Here is a 16,182-nt window from a genome sequence, read left to right on the forward strand (position 1 = left end):
TCACCAGCGAGCGGGCGAACTCCCGCCCCGAGCCGCGTCACCAGCGAGCGGGCGAACTCCCGCCCCGAGCCGCGTCACCAGCGAGCGGGCGATTCAGGGGCAGCGCACGACCTGACCGGCGTACGCCAGGCCGCCGCCGAAGCCGAAGAGCAGGACCGGGTCGCCGGGCGAGAGCTCGCCGCGCTCGACCAGCTTGGAGAAGGCCAGCGGGATGGAGGCGGCCGAGGTGTTCCCGGAGTCGACCACGTCCCGGGCCACCACCGCGTCGCCGAGGCCCAGCTTGCGGGCGATGGCGTCGATGATCCGCAGGTTGGCCTGGTGCGGGACGAAGCCCTTCAGTTCGGCCGGGTCGATCCCGGCCCGCTCGCAGGCCTGCCGGGCGAGCGGGGCGAGCTGGGTGGTGGCCCAGCGGAAGACCGACTGGCCCTGCTGGCTGATCACCGGGTCCCAGCCGGTGATCACCACGGCGTCGCCCTTCTCCGGCTCGGAGCCCCAGACCACCGGCCCGATACCGGGCTCGGCGCCCTCCTCCTGGGCCTCGACCACCGCGGCACCCGCGCCGTCGCCGAAGATCACGCAGGTGGAGCGGTCGGTCCAGTCGAGCGTGTCGGACATCCGCTCGGCGCCGATCACCAGCGCGCGGCGGGACGCGCCGGCCCGGATCGCGTGGTCGGCGGTGGCCAGGGCGTACGAGAAGCCGGAGCAGACCGTGTTGATGTCGTACGCGGCGGGCGAGCGCACGCCCAGCCGGGCGGCCACCGCGGCGGCGGTGTTGGGACTGCGCTCGATCGCGGTGCAGGTGGCGACGACGACGAGGTCGATCTCCTCAGCCGTCCGGCCGCTGTTGGCGAGCGCCTTCTGGGCGGCCTCGGCGGCGAGGTCGACCAGGGTCTCGCCTTCGGCGATGTGCCGGGTGCGGATGCCCACCCGGCTGCGGATCCACTCGTCGTCGGTGGCGACGAGCGCCGCCAGGTCGTCGTTGGTGAGGACCTTGGGGGGCTGGTAGTGCCCGAGTGCCACAATGCGAGAACCGCTCATGCTGCCATGGAACCGGGTTACCCGCTGGTCAGCGGGGCACGACCGGCGACAGGATCCGCACCGGCGATCTGTAGGGGATCAACAACGGCCGTTGGGGCGCTTGGGGTCGCGCGTGTGCCAGGTAGCGCGTGTGCCGAGGTCGCGCGTGCCGAGGTCAGGCGGCCAGCGTCGCCGTGTCCCCCATCACGATGACCGGGTGGGCGGCCGGGTCCAGGGTTCGTATCAGCTCGGCCATCTTGTCCTCGGGGATCGACACGCAGCCGTGGGTGGGGCCGTCGTGGTCCACGTGGAGCCAGATGCCGCCGCCCTTCTTGGAGCCCATCGGGCGGCGCATGTCGAGCGGAGTGCTGCCGGCGACGCGGTTGTAGTTGATCGCGACCACGTAGTCGAAGGAGCCGGCCAGCTGGTCGCCGAAGAAGCCGGTGCCGGAGACCACGAAGCTCGGGTCCTTGTCGTACGGGATCTTGCTGCCCGGGTCGTCCTTGCGGCCGCCCGCGTCGGTGAGGCTGAAGACGCCGATCGGGCTGCGCAGGTCGCCCTCGTTGTGGTCGGCGGTCCAGCCGTTCTTGCCGTTGTGGCCCTGCCAGGTCTCGCCGGCCAGCCAGCGGCCCTCGGGGGTGCGGGTCCAGAGGACGACGGTGTTCTTGTCGGTGTTCTTGTCCGTGCCGGAGGCGACCAGGACCTGGGCGGTCTCGGCGGGGATCTTCGCGGTGAACGTGGCACCGAGGCCGGGTATCGCGGCCACCGAGGCGTCCGGGCGGGCCTGGCTGCGGCCGGCGGCCTGGGGGGCGGCCTGCCGGTCGGAGGCGGCCTGGACGGCCGCGGGGGCCGGGGCGGGCTGGTCGGGCTTGCTGACGCCGTCGGGGCCGGGGCCGTCGGCGGCGGTGAGGCCGGGCTTGGCCTCGTCCTGGCCGACGGTGTACCAGCCGGCGGCGGCCGCGACCAGCAGGGCGGTGCCGGCCATCACGGCCTTGCCGTGACGTTTCTGCTTCGCCTTGCGCCGCCGGCCCCGGTTGGCCGCCCGGCCGCCCGCAACGGGCGTGGCCGCGACGGGGGTGGCGGCGGGCACGACGGGGGCGAGGGGCTCGGGGGTCGGCTCGCAGGCGGCCGGTTCGGGCGCGTGGACGGCCGGTTCCGGCGCGGGCTCGTACGACGGGAACGGCTGGTCGTACGCCTCGAAGTACCCGTCAGGGGCCTGCTCGTACGACTGCTCGTACGACTGCTGGTGCGGCTGGTCGTAGGGCTGCTGGTCGTAGGGCTGCTGATAAGGCTGCTCGTACGGCTGGTACACGCCGTAGCCGTACTCCTGCCCGGCGGGCTCCTGGTACGGCTCCTGGTGCGGCTGCTGCGCGGGCTCCTGGTACGGCTCCTGGTAGGGCTGCTGAACCGGCTGCGCGTACGGCTGGTACGTGCCGTACGGCGCCTCGTGCGACTGCTGCGGCACCCCGTACACCGGCTCTTGCATCGGCTCGTACGGCGGGTACTCGGTGGCGCGATGGGAACCGGACATGCGGTCGATCCTGCCAAACGCCCTACCCGTTGGTAAACCCGGGTCTCGTGCGGAGGCCGTGAAGGCACCGCCGCCCGGGCCGGAGTGCGGCCCGGGCGGCGGGAGAGTGCGCTGGTCGGAGGGCAGGTCAGAGGCGCATCGCCTGCGGGGTCTCACGGCGCGTCAGGTCCGGGCCCTCGTACTCGCGGATGATCTCGTAGCGGGTGTTGCGCTCGACCGGGCGGAAGCCGGCGTCGCGGATCAGGCCGAGCAGGTCGTCGCGGCCGAGCTTGTTCGGGGTGCCGAAGTTGTCCGCGTCGTGGGTGATCTTGTACTCGACGACCGAGCCGTCCATGTCGTCCGCGCCGTGGCTGAGCGCCAGCTGGGCGGTGGTGACGCCGTGCATCACCCAGAAGACCTTGACGTGCGGGACGTTGTCGAAGAGCAGCCGGGAGACCGCGAAGGTCTTCAGCGCCTCGGCGCCGGTGGCCATCTCGGTGCGGGCCATCAGCTTGTTGCGCACGACGCCGTCCTTGGAGTCGTGGAAGTCGTGCTGGTAGCGCAGCGGGATGAAGACCTGGAAGCCGCCGGTCTCGTCCTGCAGCTCGCGCAGCCGCAGCACGTGGTCCACCCGGTGACGGGGCTCCTCGATGTGGCCGTACAGCATGGTGGCCGGCGTCTTGAGGCCCTTGCTGTGCGCGAGGCGGTGGATCCGCGACCAGTCCTCCCAGTGGGTGTCGTGGTCGACGATGTGCTGGCGGACCTCCCAGTCGAAGATCTCCGCGCCGCCGCCGGTCAGCGACTCCAGGCCGGCGTCGATCAGCTCGTCCAGGATCTCGTCGGCGGACAGGCCGCTGATCTTCTCGAACCAGTGGATCTCGGTGGCGGTGAAGGCCTTCAGCGAGACGGTCGGCAGGGCCGCCTTCAGCTCCCGCAGCGAGCGCGGGTAGTAGCGCCACGGCAGGGTCGGGTGCAGACCGTTGACGATGTGCAGCTCGGTGAGGGAGTCGACCTCCATCGCCTTGGCGAGGCGGACGGCCTCCTCGATGCGCATCGTGTAGGCGTCCTTCTCGCCCGGCTTGCGCTGGAACGAGCAGTACGCGCAGGACGCGTTGCACACGTTGGTCATGTTGAGGTGGCGGTTGACGTTGAAGTGGACGACGTCGCCGTTCTTCCGCGTCCGCACGTGGTGGGCCAGACCACCCAGCCAGGCCAGGTCGTCGCTCTCGTAGAGCGCGATCCCGTCCTCGCGGGTCAGCCGCTCACCCGCGTAGACCTTCGCCTCCAGCTCGCGCTTGAGCCCTGCGTCCATGCGGTGACCCGCCTCCTCCGACTTCGATTCCTTGCCGGAACGAGCGTACGCCTATGCGGAGAGCAGCTCGGCGAGCAGTGCGGGTTCGATGTTCCCGCCGCTGACCACGGCCGCCACCGACTGGCCCCCGGTCTCGGCGGCGCGGTGGAAGTACGCGGCCGGGGCGACCGCCCCGGAGGGCTCGGCGACCAGCCGGCCGCGGCGGGCCAGCAGGGCGACGGTGGCCCGGATCTCGTCCTCGGTGACGGTGACGATGTCGTCCACGTAGGCGGTGATGTGCTCGTACGGCAGCACGCCGACGGACGGGGTGCGCAGGCCGTCCGCGATGGTGCGGTAGGTGTCGGCGACCGGCCAGGAGAGCCGGCGCCCGGCCCGCAGGCTGGCCTGGGCGTCGGCCGCCAGCTCGGGCTCCACGCCGATCACCCGGATGCCCGGGCGGGTGAGCTTGAGCGCGGCCGCCGTCCCGCCGATCAGCCCGCCGCCGCTGACCGGCACCAGCACGGTGTCCAGCTCCGCCGGGGCGTCCTCGGCGATCTCCAGACCCACCGTGCCCTGGCCCGCGATGATGAACGGGTCGTCGTACGGCGGCACCCAGACGTAGCCGTGCTTCTCGGCGAGCTCGCCGGGCAGGGTGTCCCGGTCCGCCGGGGACACCAGCACCACCTCGGCGCCGAACCCCCGGGTGGCCTCCACCTTCACCGCCGGCGACGTGTCCGGCATCACGATCACGGCCTTGATGCCGAGCAGCTGCGCCGAATACGCCACCGCCTGCGCGTGGTTGCCGCTGGACTGGGCGACCACGCCGCGGGCCCGCTCGTCCGCCGTCAGCGCGGCCAGCCGGTTGTAGGCGCCGCGGGTCTTGAAGGCCCCGGTCGGCTGGAGGTTCTCCGGCTTCAGCCAGAGCCGCCGCTCCCCCTCGGCCGCCCAAGGGGCGGGAACCAGCGGGGTGCGCACGGCGACCCCCGCGATCCGCTGCCGAGCTGCGCGCAGCTCCTCCAGACCGACCAGTGCCATGCGTCACTCTCCTACAGGAGGAAGTTCACTCACCCGGTTTTCCCACTTCGTGGAGAGTACGACGGTGGTGCGGGTCCGGGCCACGCCCTTGGTGCCCGAGATCCGCTTCACCACCGACTCCAGGCCGGCCACGTCGGCCACCCGGACCTTGAGCATGTAGGAGTCGTCGCCGGCGATGAACCAGCAGTCCTCGACCTCGTTGAGGTCCTTCAGCCGGAACGCCACGTCCTCGTGGTCCGCCGCGTCCGTGAGCTGAAGGCCGATCAGGGCCGTGACGCCGAAACCGAGCGAGGCCGGGTTGACCGTCGCGCGGTACCCCGTGATGACCCCGGCCTGCTCCAGGCGGTTGATCCGGTCCGTGACGCTCGGGCCGGAGAGTCCGACCAACCGGCCCAGCTCGGCGTAGGACGCACGGCCGTTCTCCCGGAGCGCCTGGATGAGCTGTCTGTCCACCGTGTCCATATACCGTCCGCGTCCTTCCGAACCTCTCCAGACCCACAGATCATTATCCGGATTCAAAGGCGCCGTGCGCCGACCGACCCGGATATCGCAGAGAAGATACTCTCCCGCCCTCGGTCTCCTTACTCCCCCTCAGCCGAAGCGCCCTCATTCCCGTCCTCTCGGCGGGCGGCCGCGCCCAACTCGCCCTCCCAGCGCAGGTACAGGGAATGCGGCACGCCGACGGCGTCCAACACCCGTCCGGCCACGAAATCCACGAGTTCGCGCACGGTGGAGCCGCCGGCGTAAAAACCGGGCGAAGCGGGCAGGACGACCGCGCCCTGCGCGTCGAGCTCCACCAGGTGCTTCAACGTCACCCCGTTGAGTGGCGTCTCGCGCACGCACACGACGAGCGGGCGGCGCTCCTTGAGGGTGACACTGGCGACCCGCTGCAGCAGGTCCTTGCTCAGGCCCAGCGCGATCCCGGCCACCGCGCCGGTGGTCGCGGGCACCACCAGCATGCCCTTGGCCGGGTACGAGCCGCTGGACGGGCCGGCCGCGAAGTCCCCGGCGGGCCAGTAGCGGACGTCGTCCAGGCCGTCCTCGGGGCCCTCCACGCCCAGCCAGGCGGCCAGGTCGGCGCGCCAGTGGGCGTCCCGGAAGGAGATGCCGGTCTCGTCCAGGATCGTCAGCCGGGCGGCCCGGCTGACGATCAGGTCCACCGCCTCACCGGCCGCCAGCAACCCCCGGATCACCGAGGCCGCGTACGGCGTCCCCGACGCGCCCGAGACCCCGACCACCCACGGCTGACGCTTCGCATGTCCCATGGGGCATTTCTATCCGGCTTCACCCGGCGGAGCCGCATCCGCGGTCGCCCCTGGAAGGATGGGGGCATGGCAGCGACCCTCGTCGACCTCACCCATCAGGTGACCACCGCGATGCCGGTCTACCCCGGCGATCCGGCCGTCCTGCTGGAGCCCGCACTCACCACCGCCACCGCCGGGGTGAACGTGCTGGCCCTGCACCTCGGCTCGCAGTCCGGGACCCACGTGGACGCGCCGTACCACGTGGACGTCACCTGGCCGACCCTGGACGGCCTGCCGCTGGAGCGGTTCACCGGGCCCGCCGTACTCGCCGACCTGCGCGAGCTGGAGCCCCGGACGGCCGTCACCCCCGACCTGCTGGCGCCCGCGCTGGAACGGGCCGCGGACTCCGGCGAGGGCACCGTCCTGCTGCTGGCCACCGGCTGGGCCCGGCACTGGGGCACCGACGCCTACCTCGCCCACCCCAGCCTGACCCCGGCCGCCGCCGAGGCGATCGTGGCCGCCGGGGTGCGGACGGTCGGGGTGGACGCGCTCAGCGTCGACCCGACGCCCGACCCGGGCCCCGGGGACCCCGCGGTGGCCGCCCTGCTGGCCGACCTCACCGACGAGCACGACCAGGACACCGCCGCCGAACCGTCGCTCGCCGCGCACCGGGTGCTGCTGGGGGCGCCCGGCGGCGGGGTGATCGCCGAGAACCTGACCGACTTGCGGGCGCTGCTGGAGGCGCAGGAGGCCGGCCGGCCGGTGGCGGTCTCGCTGTTCCCGCTGCGGCTGGTCGCGGCGGACGGCGCCCCGGTACGGGCGGTGGCCCGGCTGGGCTGAGCCGCAGCCGGTCGCCGCCGCACGCACCTCACTTGGTCTAGACCATCCCCCGGTGGCGCCAGTACGCTGTCCGCCCATGGCTGAGATCATCGGAGTGATCGAGCGACTCTGGCGCTACCCCGTGAAATCCACCGGCGGCGAGCGGCTCGACTCCGTCGAGGTGGACGAGCGGGGCCTGGCCGGCGACCGCCTCTACGCCGTCCGCGACGCGACCGGGAAGCTCGGCTCCGGCAAGAACACCCGCCGCTTCCGCCGGATGGACGGCCTGCTCCGCCTCTCCGCCCGCCTCGGCCATCGGATCGACGGGCCCGAACTGTTCGACCCGCTCGGCCGCCCGGTCGACCGGCCGACCGCCTTCCTGCGCGCCTACCTCCAACGCGAGGACGTCGAACTCGCCCGCGAGGACGCCGTCTCGCACTTCGACCGGCTGCCGGTCAGCGTGCTCAGCACCGCCACCCTGGACTGGATGCGCGAGACCGTCCCCTTCGCCGCCGTCGACGAACGCCGCTTCCGGCCCAACATCGTGCTGCGCACCCCGCCCGGCACCCCGCCCTTCGTCGAGGACGCCTGGCTCGGCCGCCAGGCCCACGGCGGGGCCCCGGACAGCGCCCGGCTCGCCTTCGTCACCTCCAGCGAACGCTGCCCGATGACCGGCGCCCCGCAGCCGGGACTGCCGCACGCACCCGAGATCCTCAAGGCCGTCGTGCACGCCCACGACGGCCGCCTCGACGCCCTCGCCGAGGTCGCCGCCCCGGGCCGACTCCGCGTGGGCGATCGGCTGACACTGGACTGACGAACCGTCAACTCGTGCTGCGCGGCGGGCCGATCAGGCAGAAGGGGTGCCCGGCGGGGTCGGCGTAGATGCGCCAGCGGCCGGCGTCGTGGAGGTGGGTGGCACCGAGGGCGAGGACGTCGCGGTGGGCGGCCGCCAGGTCCTCGACGTCGATGTCGAGGTGGGCCTGGGCGGGGTGCTCCGGGTCGGGCCAGCGCGGCGGGCGGTGGTCGGCGACGCCCTGGAAGCAGAGCACCGCGCCGCCGTCGAGGTGCAGGGTGGACCAGTCCGTGTCCAGCGACCAGCGCGGGTCCGGGCGGTCCACCTCGCCGCCGAGCAGGGCGGCGTAGAAGCGGGCGAGGATCGCCGGATCCGGGCAGTCGAGCACGAGGCACTGCAGTTTGCCGATCACGGTTCTCCTCGGGCCTGGTTGCGGCCCTCGGATTCTGCCCCGGGGAGGGCGACCGCCCGCAGGTAGGAGTCGACGAAGAGGTCGATGGACTCCGCCAGCGAGGGCAGACCGGCGCCGAGGGCGGGTTCGAGCACCGGCCGCAGCAGGATGTGGGTGATCAGCGGGCCGAACAGCAGCTGGACCAGCACCGGGAGCGGCAGTGGCCGCAGCCGTCCGGCCTCGATGTGCGGCCGCAGCAGCCGGTCGAGGCCGTCGAACATCCGCGGCAGGTTGGCCGCCATCATCTTCGCGGCGGGACCGTCGGGGCGGCTGAACAGGTCGGCGAGGACGGCCGGGACGATCCGGGGCTCCTGGGCGAAGGCCGCGGCAAAGGTGTCGTAGAACGCCCGGACGGTGTCCGCGAGGCGCTCCGGCGGGTCGGCCGCCAGGGCCTCCAGGTCCGGCAGTGGGCCGTAGTGCTCGAAGACGGCGGCGAGCAGACCGTCCCGTCCCTCGAAGACGGTGTGCAGGCTGGGCAGCGAGCACCCGGCCCGGTCGGCGACGGCGTCCAGGGTGATTCCGGCGAGGCCGCGCTCGGCCACCAGCAGGGCCGCCGCCTCGATCGCGCGCTCGCGCACCGGCGGCCGCCCGCCCGGGTCGACCCCGGCCTGCCGGACCGCTTCGTCCAGCGCCGCGCGGGAGCCGCCGAGCCGACGCAGCAGTGTGCTGCGGGAGATGCCGGCCGCCGCGGCGATCGCCGTCAGCGGGACGTCGGCGACGTCCTGGCCCCGCTCCTTCGCCGCCGCGACAGCGGCCGCCACCAGATCCTTCATGTGAAGCATCGTACTACTTGACACCTGAGACGGTTCCAGAGAGTCTATTAATGCAAGTTCCACACGGACAGTGATCTGTCGAACACTGAAGGGAGACGGCCATGAGCGTCGTGATCTCCGGGGGCGGTCCGGCCGGAATGATGATGGGCCTGATGCTGGCCCGCGCAGGAATCGAGGTGACGGTGCTGGAGAAGCACGGGGACTTCCTGCGCGACTTCCGCGGCGACACCGTCCACGCCTCCACCGTGCGACTGATGGACGAACTCGGCCTGGGCCGGGAGTTCGCCGCACTGCCGCAGAGCCGACTCGGCAACATGGTGGTGCCCGTGCCCGGAGTCGGCCCGGTCGCCCTGAGCGCCTTCGAGCGGCTGCGCGCGCCGTACGACTACATCGCGATGATCCCGCAGTGGGACCTGCTCGACTTCCTCGTCGCGGCGGCGCAGCGGGAACCCACCTTCACGGTGCGGATGAACACCGAGGCGACCGGCCTGCTCCGGGAGGGCGGCCGGGTGGTCGGCGTGCGGTACCGCACCCGGGACGGCGAGGAGGGCGAACTGCGCGCCGCGCTCACCGTCGCCGCCGACGGACGGCACTCCACCCTGCGCCAGGAAGCCGGACTGCAGCCCGAGGAGTACCCGGTGCCCTTCGACACCTGGTGGTTCCGCCTCCCCCGGCACGCCGACGAGCAGGCCGCGCCGCCCAACCTCGCCCCCGGCTTCGGGCACGGCGACATGGCGCTGAGCCTCACCCGCGACGACTACTTCCAGATCGCCTACTTCAGGGCCAAGGGCACCGACCCCCAGCTGCGCGCCGAGGGCATCGAGCGCTTCCGCGAGCGGATCGCCCGGTTGCTCCCCCAATACGCCGACCGGGTCGACCAGTTGACGAGCCTGGACGACGTCCACCTGCTCGACGTCAAACTCAACCGGCTGGACCGCTGGTACGCCGACGGACTGCTGCTGATCGGCGACGCCGCCCACGCGATGTCCCCGGCCGGCGGGGTCGGCATCAACCTGGCCATCCAGGACGCCGTCGCGGCCGCCACCCTGCTCGCCGAACCGCTGCGGCGCGGCCGCCCCACCGTCGCGGCCCTGGCCCGGGTGCAGCGCCGCCGGTGGCGGCCGACCGTGATCATGCAGCGCCTGCAGCGGGTCCTGCACCGCGTGATGTTCGAGCCCGTCCTCACCGGCCGCCGGGTCGGCCCGCCCACCCAGCTGGTGCTGCTCGCCCGCTACGTCCCCGGCTTCCCGCTGCTGCTGTCCCGCATGGTCGCCTTCGGCCCGCTGCCCGAGCACGCCCCGGCCTTCGCCCGACGACCGGCGGCGTGAGCCGGCGGGCCGCCGGGAATGACCGATGGCATGACGATCCCTCACCGCTCGACCGGCACCGGCGACCACCACGTCCTGGTCCTGCACGACTGGTTCGGCACCAGCGCGGGCTGGGGCCCGTTCCTCGACTACCTCGACGGCGGCGCCTTCAGCTACGCCTTCCTCGACTACCGGGGCTACGGCGAACGCAAGGACGTCCCCGGCGACTACACGCTCGCCGAGATCGCCGCCGACGCGCTCGCCCTCGCCGACCAGCTCGGCTGGGACCGCTTCTCGGTGGTCGGCCACTCGATGGGCGGCAAGGCCGCCCAGCAGGTGCTCGCCGAAGCCCCGCTGCGGGTCCGCAAACTGGTCGGCCTGGCTCCGGTGCCCGCGGGGGCCTACCCGCTGGACGAGGCCGGCGAGGCGCTGTTCTACGGCGCCGCCGAGGACCGGGAGAAGCGGCTCACGATCCTCGACCTCGTCACCGGGCGACGAGCCGGCCGGGTCTGGCTCGACCGCATGGTCGACCAGTCCCTGCACCTGTCCACGCCCGAGGCCTTCGGCGGCTACGCCCGCGACTGGACCACCTCCGACCTCGAGGACCGGATCAGCGGCCACCCCGTCCCGGTCAAGGTGATCGTCGGCGAACACGACCTCGCCCTCACCGCCGACGTCATGCGCGGCACCTGGCTCAGCCACTACCCCAACGCCGAGTTGGAGGAGCTCGGCGGCACCGGCCACTACCCGATGTACGAGGCACCGGTGGCCCTGGCCGCCTCCCTGGAGGGCTTCCTGCACAACTGAGGCCCCGGCTGCGCAGCGCAGGAAGTCGGCGGGGCCGACTTCCTGCGCCTGGAGTGGCGCAACGGATCGGGATCAGCAGGCGGGGCGCAGGGTGAGTCTGCGGGCGGCGAGGAGGGCGGCGCGGGCGATGGCGGCACCGGTGCGGGCGGTGGCCGGGTCGGGGACGGGTCGCCGGGGGACGAGGCCGGCGCAGGGGCGGCAGATGCCCGGGCTGGGCACGGGGGCGCGGCACTCGCGGCATTCGGTGCGCGGGGGCGGGGCCGCGGCCGGACGGCCGGGTGGGGGCAGTTTGCGCTCCAGGCGACTGCGGAGGATTCCGACCGGGGAGTGCACGGGCTGCGGGAGGCCGGGGACGAGGGCCTGGGTGAGGTCGGCCTCGGTGGCGCCGCGCGCCAGCCACTCGGCGACGAGGGGTGCGAGGGCGAGGGCCTCGCGCTCGCCGAGGCGCAGGCGGGGCTCTCGGCGGATGACCCGGTAGAGCGCGGCGACCGCCTCCTGGACCTGCGGGTCGGGCGGTGGCGTCAACTCCTCTGCGGGGAGGGTGGGTACTTCTTCCGGGTGACGATCTCGTTCGGAAGAACGGTGAAGCTGCGCGTCCGGACGCTACGATGAATGTGCATGGGGAGTGTTGGCTCCTGGTGCCGGGCCCCGGGGTGTTCCAGCACCGCCGGGGTCAACTCTTTCCGCGTACGCCACGGAACGTAACACGTCGATCGCGCCCCGTGTTAACCGGATTGACGAATAGTCAGCGCTCGAAGCGCCAGGGGGCGCACGGGATTTGGGCGCGCGCCGGGTAGACGATGGCGCATGGACTCTGGACCCGTACGCATGGGGTGTCTCATGTTCCTCGCTTACGTTCGATACATGACAGATAAGCGAGTTGACGACACGTCGCCCGTGCTGGTGGTCGGCGCCTCCGGGACGGTCGGACGGCACGTCGGGCTGCAGCTCGTGGCCGCCGGGGTGCGGGCGCGGACCCTGACACAGCGGGCCCTGCTCGGCCCGACGTCCCTGGAGGCGGCAGCGCAGGGCGTCGGCGCGGTCCTGCTGGGGTGGCCGTTCCCGACCCCGGAGGGGGCGGCGGAGGCCGTCGGGGTGCTCGCCCGGGAGGTCGGGCGAGTGGTGTTCCTGTCATCGGCCGTCCCCGGCCGACCGGACGGCACGATCGAGACGCTGCTCGCCGGGAGCGGGGTACGGCACACCGTGCTGCGGGCGCACGGCTTCGCCACCGCGCTGCAGTGGTCGGAGGAGATCAGGGCCGACGGCGCGGTGCGGGGCTACGGCGGTACGGCCGGGCTGAACCCCGTGGACGAGAGGGACATCGCGGCCGTCGCCGTCCGGGCCCTGGTCGAGGACGGCCACGACGGCGCCCGGTACGTCCTCACCGGCCCCGACTCGCCCACGCAGGCGGAACAGGTGAGCATCATCGGCAAGGCCGCAGGCCGCCCGGCGCGCTGGCAGGAGATCCCCCGCGAAGCCGCCCGCCACCGCATGCTCTGCACCGGCCGGCCCCCGGCCATCGCCGACGGCGCACTGGACTTCATCCACGCCCGCATCACCGCCCCCGAGCCGGTGACGACAACCGTCCAGGACCTCACCGGCCACCCGGCCCGCAGCTTCCACACCTGGGCAACGGACCACGCCGCCCTGTTCCGCTGAACGCGGCGGGACGTCACGCAGGCCGCAGCCTTCGCCGGCGTCACGGTGAAGACCATCCGGGCTGGGGGGAGCCGCACGCATCCTCGACCGGTACGTCGAGTTCGGCGGTGACGGCGGTGCGGAGCGCGTCGTGTGTGGGGCCGAGGGCGTGCTGCGGGTCCTGCCAGTGCGTGGGCGGGTAGAGCCACACCGGGCGCTGGACGAGGTGGGCGGGCTCCCAGTCGTAGCGGGGCCAGATGTGGGCGTGCAGGAACGGGTCCTTGTTGCCCAGGATTTCGAGGTTGACCCGGCGGAAGGCCGGATCGGCGGCGCGGCACGCCCGTTCGACGGCCTCGCCGAGGCGGTCGAGGTCGGCGAGGTACGCGAGGCGGCGCGGGCGGGGCAGGTCGCTGAGACGTTCCGCGCCCGGCGTATCGGTCAGCAGGACCGAGTAGCCGGGCAGGAACTGGACGTCTCCGATGACGGCGAAGCCGGCGTCCAAGCGCCGCAGCACGGTGGGGTTCTCGCCCCGGAGCGCACTGCCGATGCGGTCGGCGCGCCAGTCGGCCGCCCGTAGCTCGACGCCTTGCGCATCATCTCGAAGCAAGGATCAGATTCCGAGGCCGCGAATGATCAGGTCCAGCAGGGCGAAGACGAACAGCGAGATGCCCACGAACCCGTTGGTCTGGAAGAACGCCCGGTTGAGCTTCGACAGGTCGTTCGGCTTGACGATGGTGTGCTCGTACAGGAAGGCGCCCGCGACGACCACGAGGCCGACCCAGAACGCCACTCCGGCGCCCGTCAACAGCGCGAACCAGCCCAACAGGAGCGTTGTCAGGACGTGGCACACGCGCGCGCCCCGGATCGCCGCCGGGATGCCGAAGCGGGCCGGTACGGACCGCACGTCTCCCTGCCGGTCGGATTCGACGTCCTGGCAGGCGTAGATGAGGTCGAAGCCGCCGATCCAGATGCCGACGGCCACGCCGAGGACGATGGCCTCCCAGGACCACGTGCCCGTCACCGCGAGCCAGGCGCCGACCGGCCCCATGGCCTGGGCGAGGCCGAGGATCGCCTGGGGGAAGTCGGTGAACCGCTTGCCGTACGGGTAGACGACCATCGGCACGACGGCGACCGGGGCGAGGGCCAGGCAGAGCGGGTTGAGCATGGCGGCCGCGCCGAGGAAGACCACCAGCGCGACGGCGGACCCGGCGTACGCGGTCTTCAACGACACCGCGCCGGTGACGAGTTCGCGCGAGGCGGTGCGCGGGTTGCGGGCGTCGATCTCGCGGTCGATGATCCGGTTGGCGGCCATGGCGAAGGTCCGCAGCCCGACCATGCACACGGTGACGACGAACAGCTGCCCCCAGTGCACCCGCTTGTCGGCGAGGAACATGGCCGTCAGTGCGGCGATGTACGCGAAGGGCAGGGCGAAGACCGAGTGCTCGATCATCACCAACCGCAGGAACGCCTTCGTACGCCCCGGGGTTTCGACAGCGGCCGTGCTCACAGCCCGTACTCCTTCCAGCGACGCGAGACCAGCACGGCGGTGGCCGGGTCCGAGGAGACCATCTCCGGCCAGCCGCCGTCGCGGGTGTAGCCCTCTTCGGGCAGTTTGCGGGTCGCGTCGATGCCGGCCTTGCCGCCCCAGAACTGCTGGTAGGAGGCGTGGTCGAGGTGGTCGACCGGGCCTTCGACGACGGTGAGGTCCCGGCTGTAGTCGACGTTGCCGAAGGCCCGCCAGGCGACTTCCTGGTAGTCGTGCACGTCGCAGTCGGCGTCCACCACGATGATCAGCTTGGTCAGCGACATCATGTGGGCGCCCCAGATCGCGTGCATCGTCTTCTGGGCGTGCTTGGGGTACTTCTTGTCGATCGAGACGATCACGCAGTTGTGGAAGCCGCCGGCCTCGGGCAGGTCGTAGTCGACGATGTCCGGGATGATGATCTTCAGCAGCGGCAGGAAGAACCGTTCGGTGAACTTGCCCAGCGGGCCGTCCTCCGTCGGGGGGCGGCCGACCACGATGGACTGCAGGATCGGGCGGCGGCGCATCGTCACGCAGTCGATCGTGAGCGCCGGGAACGGCTCCTGCGGGGTGTAGAAGCCGGTGTGGTCGCCGAACGGGCCCTCGGGCAGCATCTCGCCGGGCTCCAGCCAGCCTTCCAGCACGACCTCGGCGTCGGCGGGCACCTGCAACGGGACGGTCTTGCAGTCGACCATCCGGACCCGCTCGCCCGCGATGAAGCCGGCGAAGAGGTACTCGTCGATGTCGCCCGGCAGTGGCGCGGTGGCGGCGTAGGTGACGGCCGGCGGGCAGCCGAAGGCGATCGCGACCGGGAGGCGCTCCCCACGACGGGCGGCCACCGCGTAGTGGTTGCGGCTGTCCTTGTGGATCTGCCAGTGCATGCCGATGGTGCGGCGGTCGTGCCGCTGGAGCCGGTAGAGGCCCAGGTTGCGGATGCCGCTGTCCGGGTCCTTGGTGTGGGTGAGGCCCAGGTTGAAGAAGGAGCCGCCGTCCAGCGGCCAGGTGAAGAGGGCGGGCAGCTCGTCCAGGTTGACGTCGTCGCCGGTGAGGACGACTTCCTGCACCGGGGCGTCGCCGGACTTCACGTTCCGGGGCGGGACGTGCGCCATGGAGGCGAGCTTGCCGAAGGCGTCACGGAAGCCGGTGAAGCCTTGCGGCAGTTCGGGCTTGAGCAGGCCGGCGATCTTCTCGGAGATGTCGTCGGGGCCCTTGAGGCCGAGCGCCTTGGCCAGGCGCTGCTCGGTGCCGAAGACGTTCATCGCGAGCGGCATCGACGAGCCCTTGACGTTCTCGAAGAGCAGCGCGGGGCCCTTGGCCTTCTGCACGCGGTCGACGATCTCGCCGATCTCCAGGTGGGGATCCACCTCCGCCTTGATGCGCTTGAGGTCGCCTTCGCGGTCGAGGGCCCGGAGAAACGAGCGGAGATCGTCGTATGCCATGCCTGTCAGTATCCGCCACCAGATAGCCTGGCTTGCGTCAAGGGCCCCGGGAAGGCGCCCGCCAATGCCGCCCGCTGGGGGGAGCTCGCAGCCATGTTGCGGATTCTGCTGACCATCGTCCTTCCGCTCGCGCTCTGGGTGTGGGCGTTCGTCGACTGTCTGACGACGCCCGAGGACGAGGTGAGGCATCTGCCGAAGGTGGTCTGGGTGCTGATCGTGCTGCTCTTCCCGCCGCTCGGCCCGATCGCCTGGCTGATCGCCGGCAAGCAGCGCTTCCTGCGGGCCGCGACCGCCGACGGCTACCCGGGGTACCCGGCCGCCGACGGCCCGGGGCGGCCCGCCGCGCGTGGCGGGCGTCCGCTCGCGCCGGACGACGACCCGGAGTTCCTCGCCTCGTTGAAGAAGAGCGACAAGGACCACGAGTCCATGCTCAAGGAATGGGAGGCCGATCTGCGCCGCCGGGAGCGGGAGCTGCGCGACCGCGACGAGCCGGAGGACGGCCGAAAGAGCTGATCACGGGGGTTCTCACGATCCCT

The 16,182-nt window shown here is 72.3% G+C and carries 18 protein-coding genes; 6 read left to right on the plus strand and 12 right to left on the minus strand.

What is annotated here, in order from left to right; all coding sequences use genetic code 11:
- Window positions 1–93 precede the first annotated feature (93 nt).
- The 6 genes from ACZ52R_RS27885 to ACZ52R_RS27910 form a co-directional block, all read right to left on the minus strand.
- A complete protein-coding gene (locus ACZ52R_RS27885; protein WP_360495506.1) occupies window positions 94–1,038 on the minus strand; it encodes a beta-ketoacyl-ACP synthase III in 945 nt (314 codons plus the stop codon).
- A gap of 154 nt (window positions 1,039–1,192) precedes the next feature.
- Complete coding sequence (locus ACZ52R_RS27890; protein WP_465754360.1) at window positions 1,193–2,548, minus strand: L,D-transpeptidase family protein; 1,356 nt, start codon at window positions 2,546–2,548, stop codon at window positions 1,193–1,195.
- A gap of 127 nt (window positions 2,549–2,675) precedes the next feature.
- Window positions 2,676–3,839, minus strand: coding sequence for an aminofutalosine synthase MqnE (gene mqnE, locus ACZ52R_RS27895; RefSeq protein ID WP_360495512.1), 1,164 nt, complete (start codon window positions 3,837–3,839; stop codon window positions 2,676–2,678).
- Window positions 3,840–3,890: 51 nt separating this feature from the next.
- Window positions 3,891–4,853 carry a threonine ammonia-lyase gene (locus ACZ52R_RS27900; RefSeq protein ID WP_465754361.1) on the minus strand — a complete coding sequence of 321 codons (963 nt, stop codon included), beginning with the start codon at window positions 4,851–4,853 and terminating at the stop codon, window positions 3,891–3,893.
- Window positions 4,854–4,856: 3 nt separating this feature from the next.
- A complete protein-coding gene (locus ACZ52R_RS27905) occupies window positions 4,857–5,315 on the minus strand; it encodes an Lrp/AsnC family transcriptional regulator (RefSeq protein ID WP_030055719.1) in 459 nt (152 codons plus the stop codon).
- Window positions 5,316–5,434: 119 nt separating this feature from the next.
- On the minus strand, window positions 5,435–6,118 hold the full coding sequence (locus ACZ52R_RS27910; RefSeq protein ID WP_465754362.1) for a UbiX family flavin prenyltransferase: 684 nt from the start codon (window positions 6,116–6,118) through the stop codon (window positions 5,435–5,437).
- A gap of 66 nt (window positions 6,119–6,184) precedes the next feature.
- Here ACZ52R_RS27910 and ACZ52R_RS27915 point away from each other — a divergent pair, with 66 nt between their 5' ends.
- Window positions 6,185–6,937, plus strand: coding sequence for a cyclase family protein (locus tag ACZ52R_RS27915; protein WP_465754363.1), 753 nt, complete (start codon window positions 6,185–6,187; stop codon window positions 6,935–6,937).
- A 76-nt stretch (window positions 6,938–7,013) separates the two neighbouring features.
- Complete coding sequence (locus tag ACZ52R_RS27920; RefSeq protein WP_465754364.1) at window positions 7,014–7,730, plus strand: MOSC domain-containing protein; 717 nt, start codon at window positions 7,014–7,016, stop codon at window positions 7,728–7,730.
- A gap of 7 nt (window positions 7,731–7,737) precedes the next feature.
- Here ACZ52R_RS27920 and ACZ52R_RS27925 read toward each other — a convergent pair whose 3' ends face one another.
- Together ACZ52R_RS27925 and ACZ52R_RS27930 are read right to left on the minus strand one after the other, a co-directional pair.
- On the minus strand, window positions 7,738–8,121 hold the full coding sequence (locus ACZ52R_RS27925; RefSeq protein WP_465662470.1) for a VOC family protein: 384 nt from the start codon (window positions 8,119–8,121) through the stop codon (window positions 7,738–7,740).
- Entirely contained in the window at window positions 8,118–8,933 is an 816-nt protein-coding gene (locus ACZ52R_RS27930) for a TetR/AcrR family transcriptional regulator (protein ID WP_465616041.1), read from the minus strand. The genes ACZ52R_RS27925 and ACZ52R_RS27930 overlap by 4 nt, the downstream gene beginning before the upstream one ends.
- A 101-nt stretch (window positions 8,934–9,034) precedes the next feature.
- Here ACZ52R_RS27930 and ACZ52R_RS27935 point away from each other — a divergent pair, with 101 nt between their 5' ends.
- Together ACZ52R_RS27935 and ACZ52R_RS27940 are read left to right on the plus strand one after the other, a co-directional pair.
- Window positions 9,035–10,261 (plus strand): FAD-dependent oxidoreductase, encoded by a 1,227-nt coding sequence (locus ACZ52R_RS27935; RefSeq protein ID WP_465616039.1) that lies wholly within the window; start codon window positions 9,035–9,037, stop codon window positions 10,259–10,261.
- A 30-nt stretch (window positions 10,262–10,291) separates the two neighbouring features.
- Window positions 10,292–11,047, plus strand: a complete 756-nt coding sequence (locus ACZ52R_RS27940) for an alpha/beta fold hydrolase (RefSeq protein WP_465754365.1) — start codon at window positions 10,292–10,294, stop codon at window positions 11,045–11,047.
- Between the two features lie 72 nt (window positions 11,048–11,119).
- On the opposite strand, the gene ACZ52R_RS27945 is transcribed toward ACZ52R_RS27940, so the two are convergent.
- The gene (locus ACZ52R_RS27945) at window positions 11,120–11,572 is read right to left on the minus strand and encodes a hypothetical protein (RefSeq protein ID WP_465754366.1); all 453 of its coding nucleotides are present in this window, start codon (window positions 11,570–11,572) and stop codon (window positions 11,120–11,122) included.
- Between the two features lie 339 nt (window positions 11,573–11,911).
- Here ACZ52R_RS27945 and ACZ52R_RS27950 point away from each other — a divergent pair, with 339 nt between their 5' ends.
- Window positions 11,912–12,706, plus strand: a complete 795-nt coding sequence (locus ACZ52R_RS27950) for a Rossmann-fold NAD(P)-binding domain-containing protein (protein WP_465754367.1) — start codon at window positions 11,912–11,914, stop codon at window positions 12,704–12,706.
- 40 nt (window positions 12,707–12,746) lie between these two features.
- On the opposite strand, the gene ACZ52R_RS27955 is transcribed toward ACZ52R_RS27950, so the two are convergent.
- The 3 genes from ACZ52R_RS27955 to ACZ52R_RS27965 are packed head-to-tail and all read right to left on the minus strand — an operon-like array spanning window position 12,747 to window position 15,646.
- Entirely contained in the window at window positions 12,747–13,292 is a 546-nt protein-coding gene (locus tag ACZ52R_RS27955; protein ID WP_465754368.1) for a diadenosine tetraphosphate hydrolase, read from the minus strand.
- 3 nt (window positions 13,293–13,295) lie between these two features.
- Complete coding sequence (mqnP, locus tag ACZ52R_RS27960; protein ID WP_465754369.1) at window positions 13,296–14,192, minus strand: menaquinone biosynthesis prenyltransferase MqnP; 897 nt, start codon at window positions 14,190–14,192, stop codon at window positions 13,296–13,298.
- A complete protein-coding gene (locus tag ACZ52R_RS27965) occupies window positions 14,189–15,646 on the minus strand; it encodes a menaquinone biosynthesis decarboxylase (RefSeq protein WP_465754370.1) in 1,458 nt (485 codons plus the stop codon). The genes mqnP and ACZ52R_RS27965 overlap by 4 nt, the downstream gene beginning before the upstream one ends.
- Window positions 15,647–15,739: 93 nt before the next feature.
- Between ACZ52R_RS27965 and ACZ52R_RS27970 the strand changes: the two genes are divergently transcribed.
- Complete coding sequence (locus ACZ52R_RS27970) at window positions 15,740–16,159, plus strand: PLD nuclease N-terminal domain-containing protein (RefSeq protein ID WP_465616029.1); 420 nt, start codon at window positions 15,740–15,742, stop codon at window positions 16,157–16,159.
- Window positions 16,160–16,182: the final 23 nt, after the last annotated feature.

The sequence above is a fragment of the Kitasatospora sp. NPDC034023 genome (genome assembly GCF_055575795.1).

What these genes read in the sequence shown, in the direction of transcription:
- ACZ52R_RS27885 (WP_360495506.1), bottom strand. Translation starts at nt 1,038, where the DNA reads ATGAGCGGTTCTCGCATTGTGGCACTCGGGCACTACCAGCCCCCCAAG.
- ACZ52R_RS27890 (WP_465754360.1), bottom strand. Translation starts at nt 2,548, where the DNA reads ATGTCCGGTTCCCATCGCGCCACCGAGTACCCGCCGTACGAGCCGATG.
- mqnE (WP_360495512.1), bottom strand. Translation starts at nt 3,839, where the DNA reads ATGGACGCAGGGCTCAAGCGCGAGCTGGAGGCGAAGGTCTACGCGGGT.
- ACZ52R_RS27900 (WP_465754361.1), bottom strand. Translation starts at nt 4,853, where the DNA reads ATGGCACTGGTCGGTCTGGAGGAGCTGCGCGCAGCTCGGCAGCGGATC.
- ACZ52R_RS27905 (WP_030055719.1), bottom strand. Translation starts at nt 5,315, where the DNA reads ATGGACACGGTGGACAGACAGCTCATCCAGGCGCTCCGGGAGAACGGC.
- ACZ52R_RS27910 (WP_465754362.1), bottom strand. Translation starts at nt 6,118, where the DNA reads ATGGGACATGCGAAGCGTCAGCCGTGGGTGGTCGGGGTCTCGGGCGCG.
- ACZ52R_RS27915 (WP_465754363.1), top strand. Translation starts at nt 6,185, where the DNA reads ATGGCAGCGACCCTCGTCGACCTCACCCATCAGGTGACCACCGCGATG.
- ACZ52R_RS27920 (WP_465754364.1), top strand. Translation starts at nt 7,014, where the DNA reads ATGGCTGAGATCATCGGAGTGATCGAGCGACTCTGGCGCTACCCCGTG.
- ACZ52R_RS27930 (WP_465616041.1), bottom strand. Translation starts at nt 8,933, where the DNA reads ATGAAGGATCTGGTGGCGGCCGCTGTCGCGGCGGCGAAGGAGCGGGGC.
- ACZ52R_RS27935 (WP_465616039.1), top strand. Translation starts at nt 9,035, where the DNA reads ATGAGCGTCGTGATCTCCGGGGGCGGTCCGGCCGGAATGATGATGGGC.
- ACZ52R_RS27940 (WP_465754365.1), top strand. Translation starts at nt 10,292, where the DNA reads ATGACGATCCCTCACCGCTCGACCGGCACCGGCGACCACCACGTCCTG.
- ACZ52R_RS27950 (WP_465754367.1), top strand. Translation starts at nt 11,912, where the DNA reads ATGACAGATAAGCGAGTTGACGACACGTCGCCCGTGCTGGTGGTCGGC.
- ACZ52R_RS27965 (WP_465754370.1), bottom strand. Translation starts at nt 15,646, where the DNA reads ATGGCATACGACGATCTCCGCTCGTTTCTCCGGGCCCTCGACCGCGAA.
- ACZ52R_RS27970 (WP_465616029.1), top strand. Translation starts at nt 15,740, where the DNA reads ATGTTGCGGATTCTGCTGACCATCGTCCTTCCGCTCGCGCTCTGGGTG.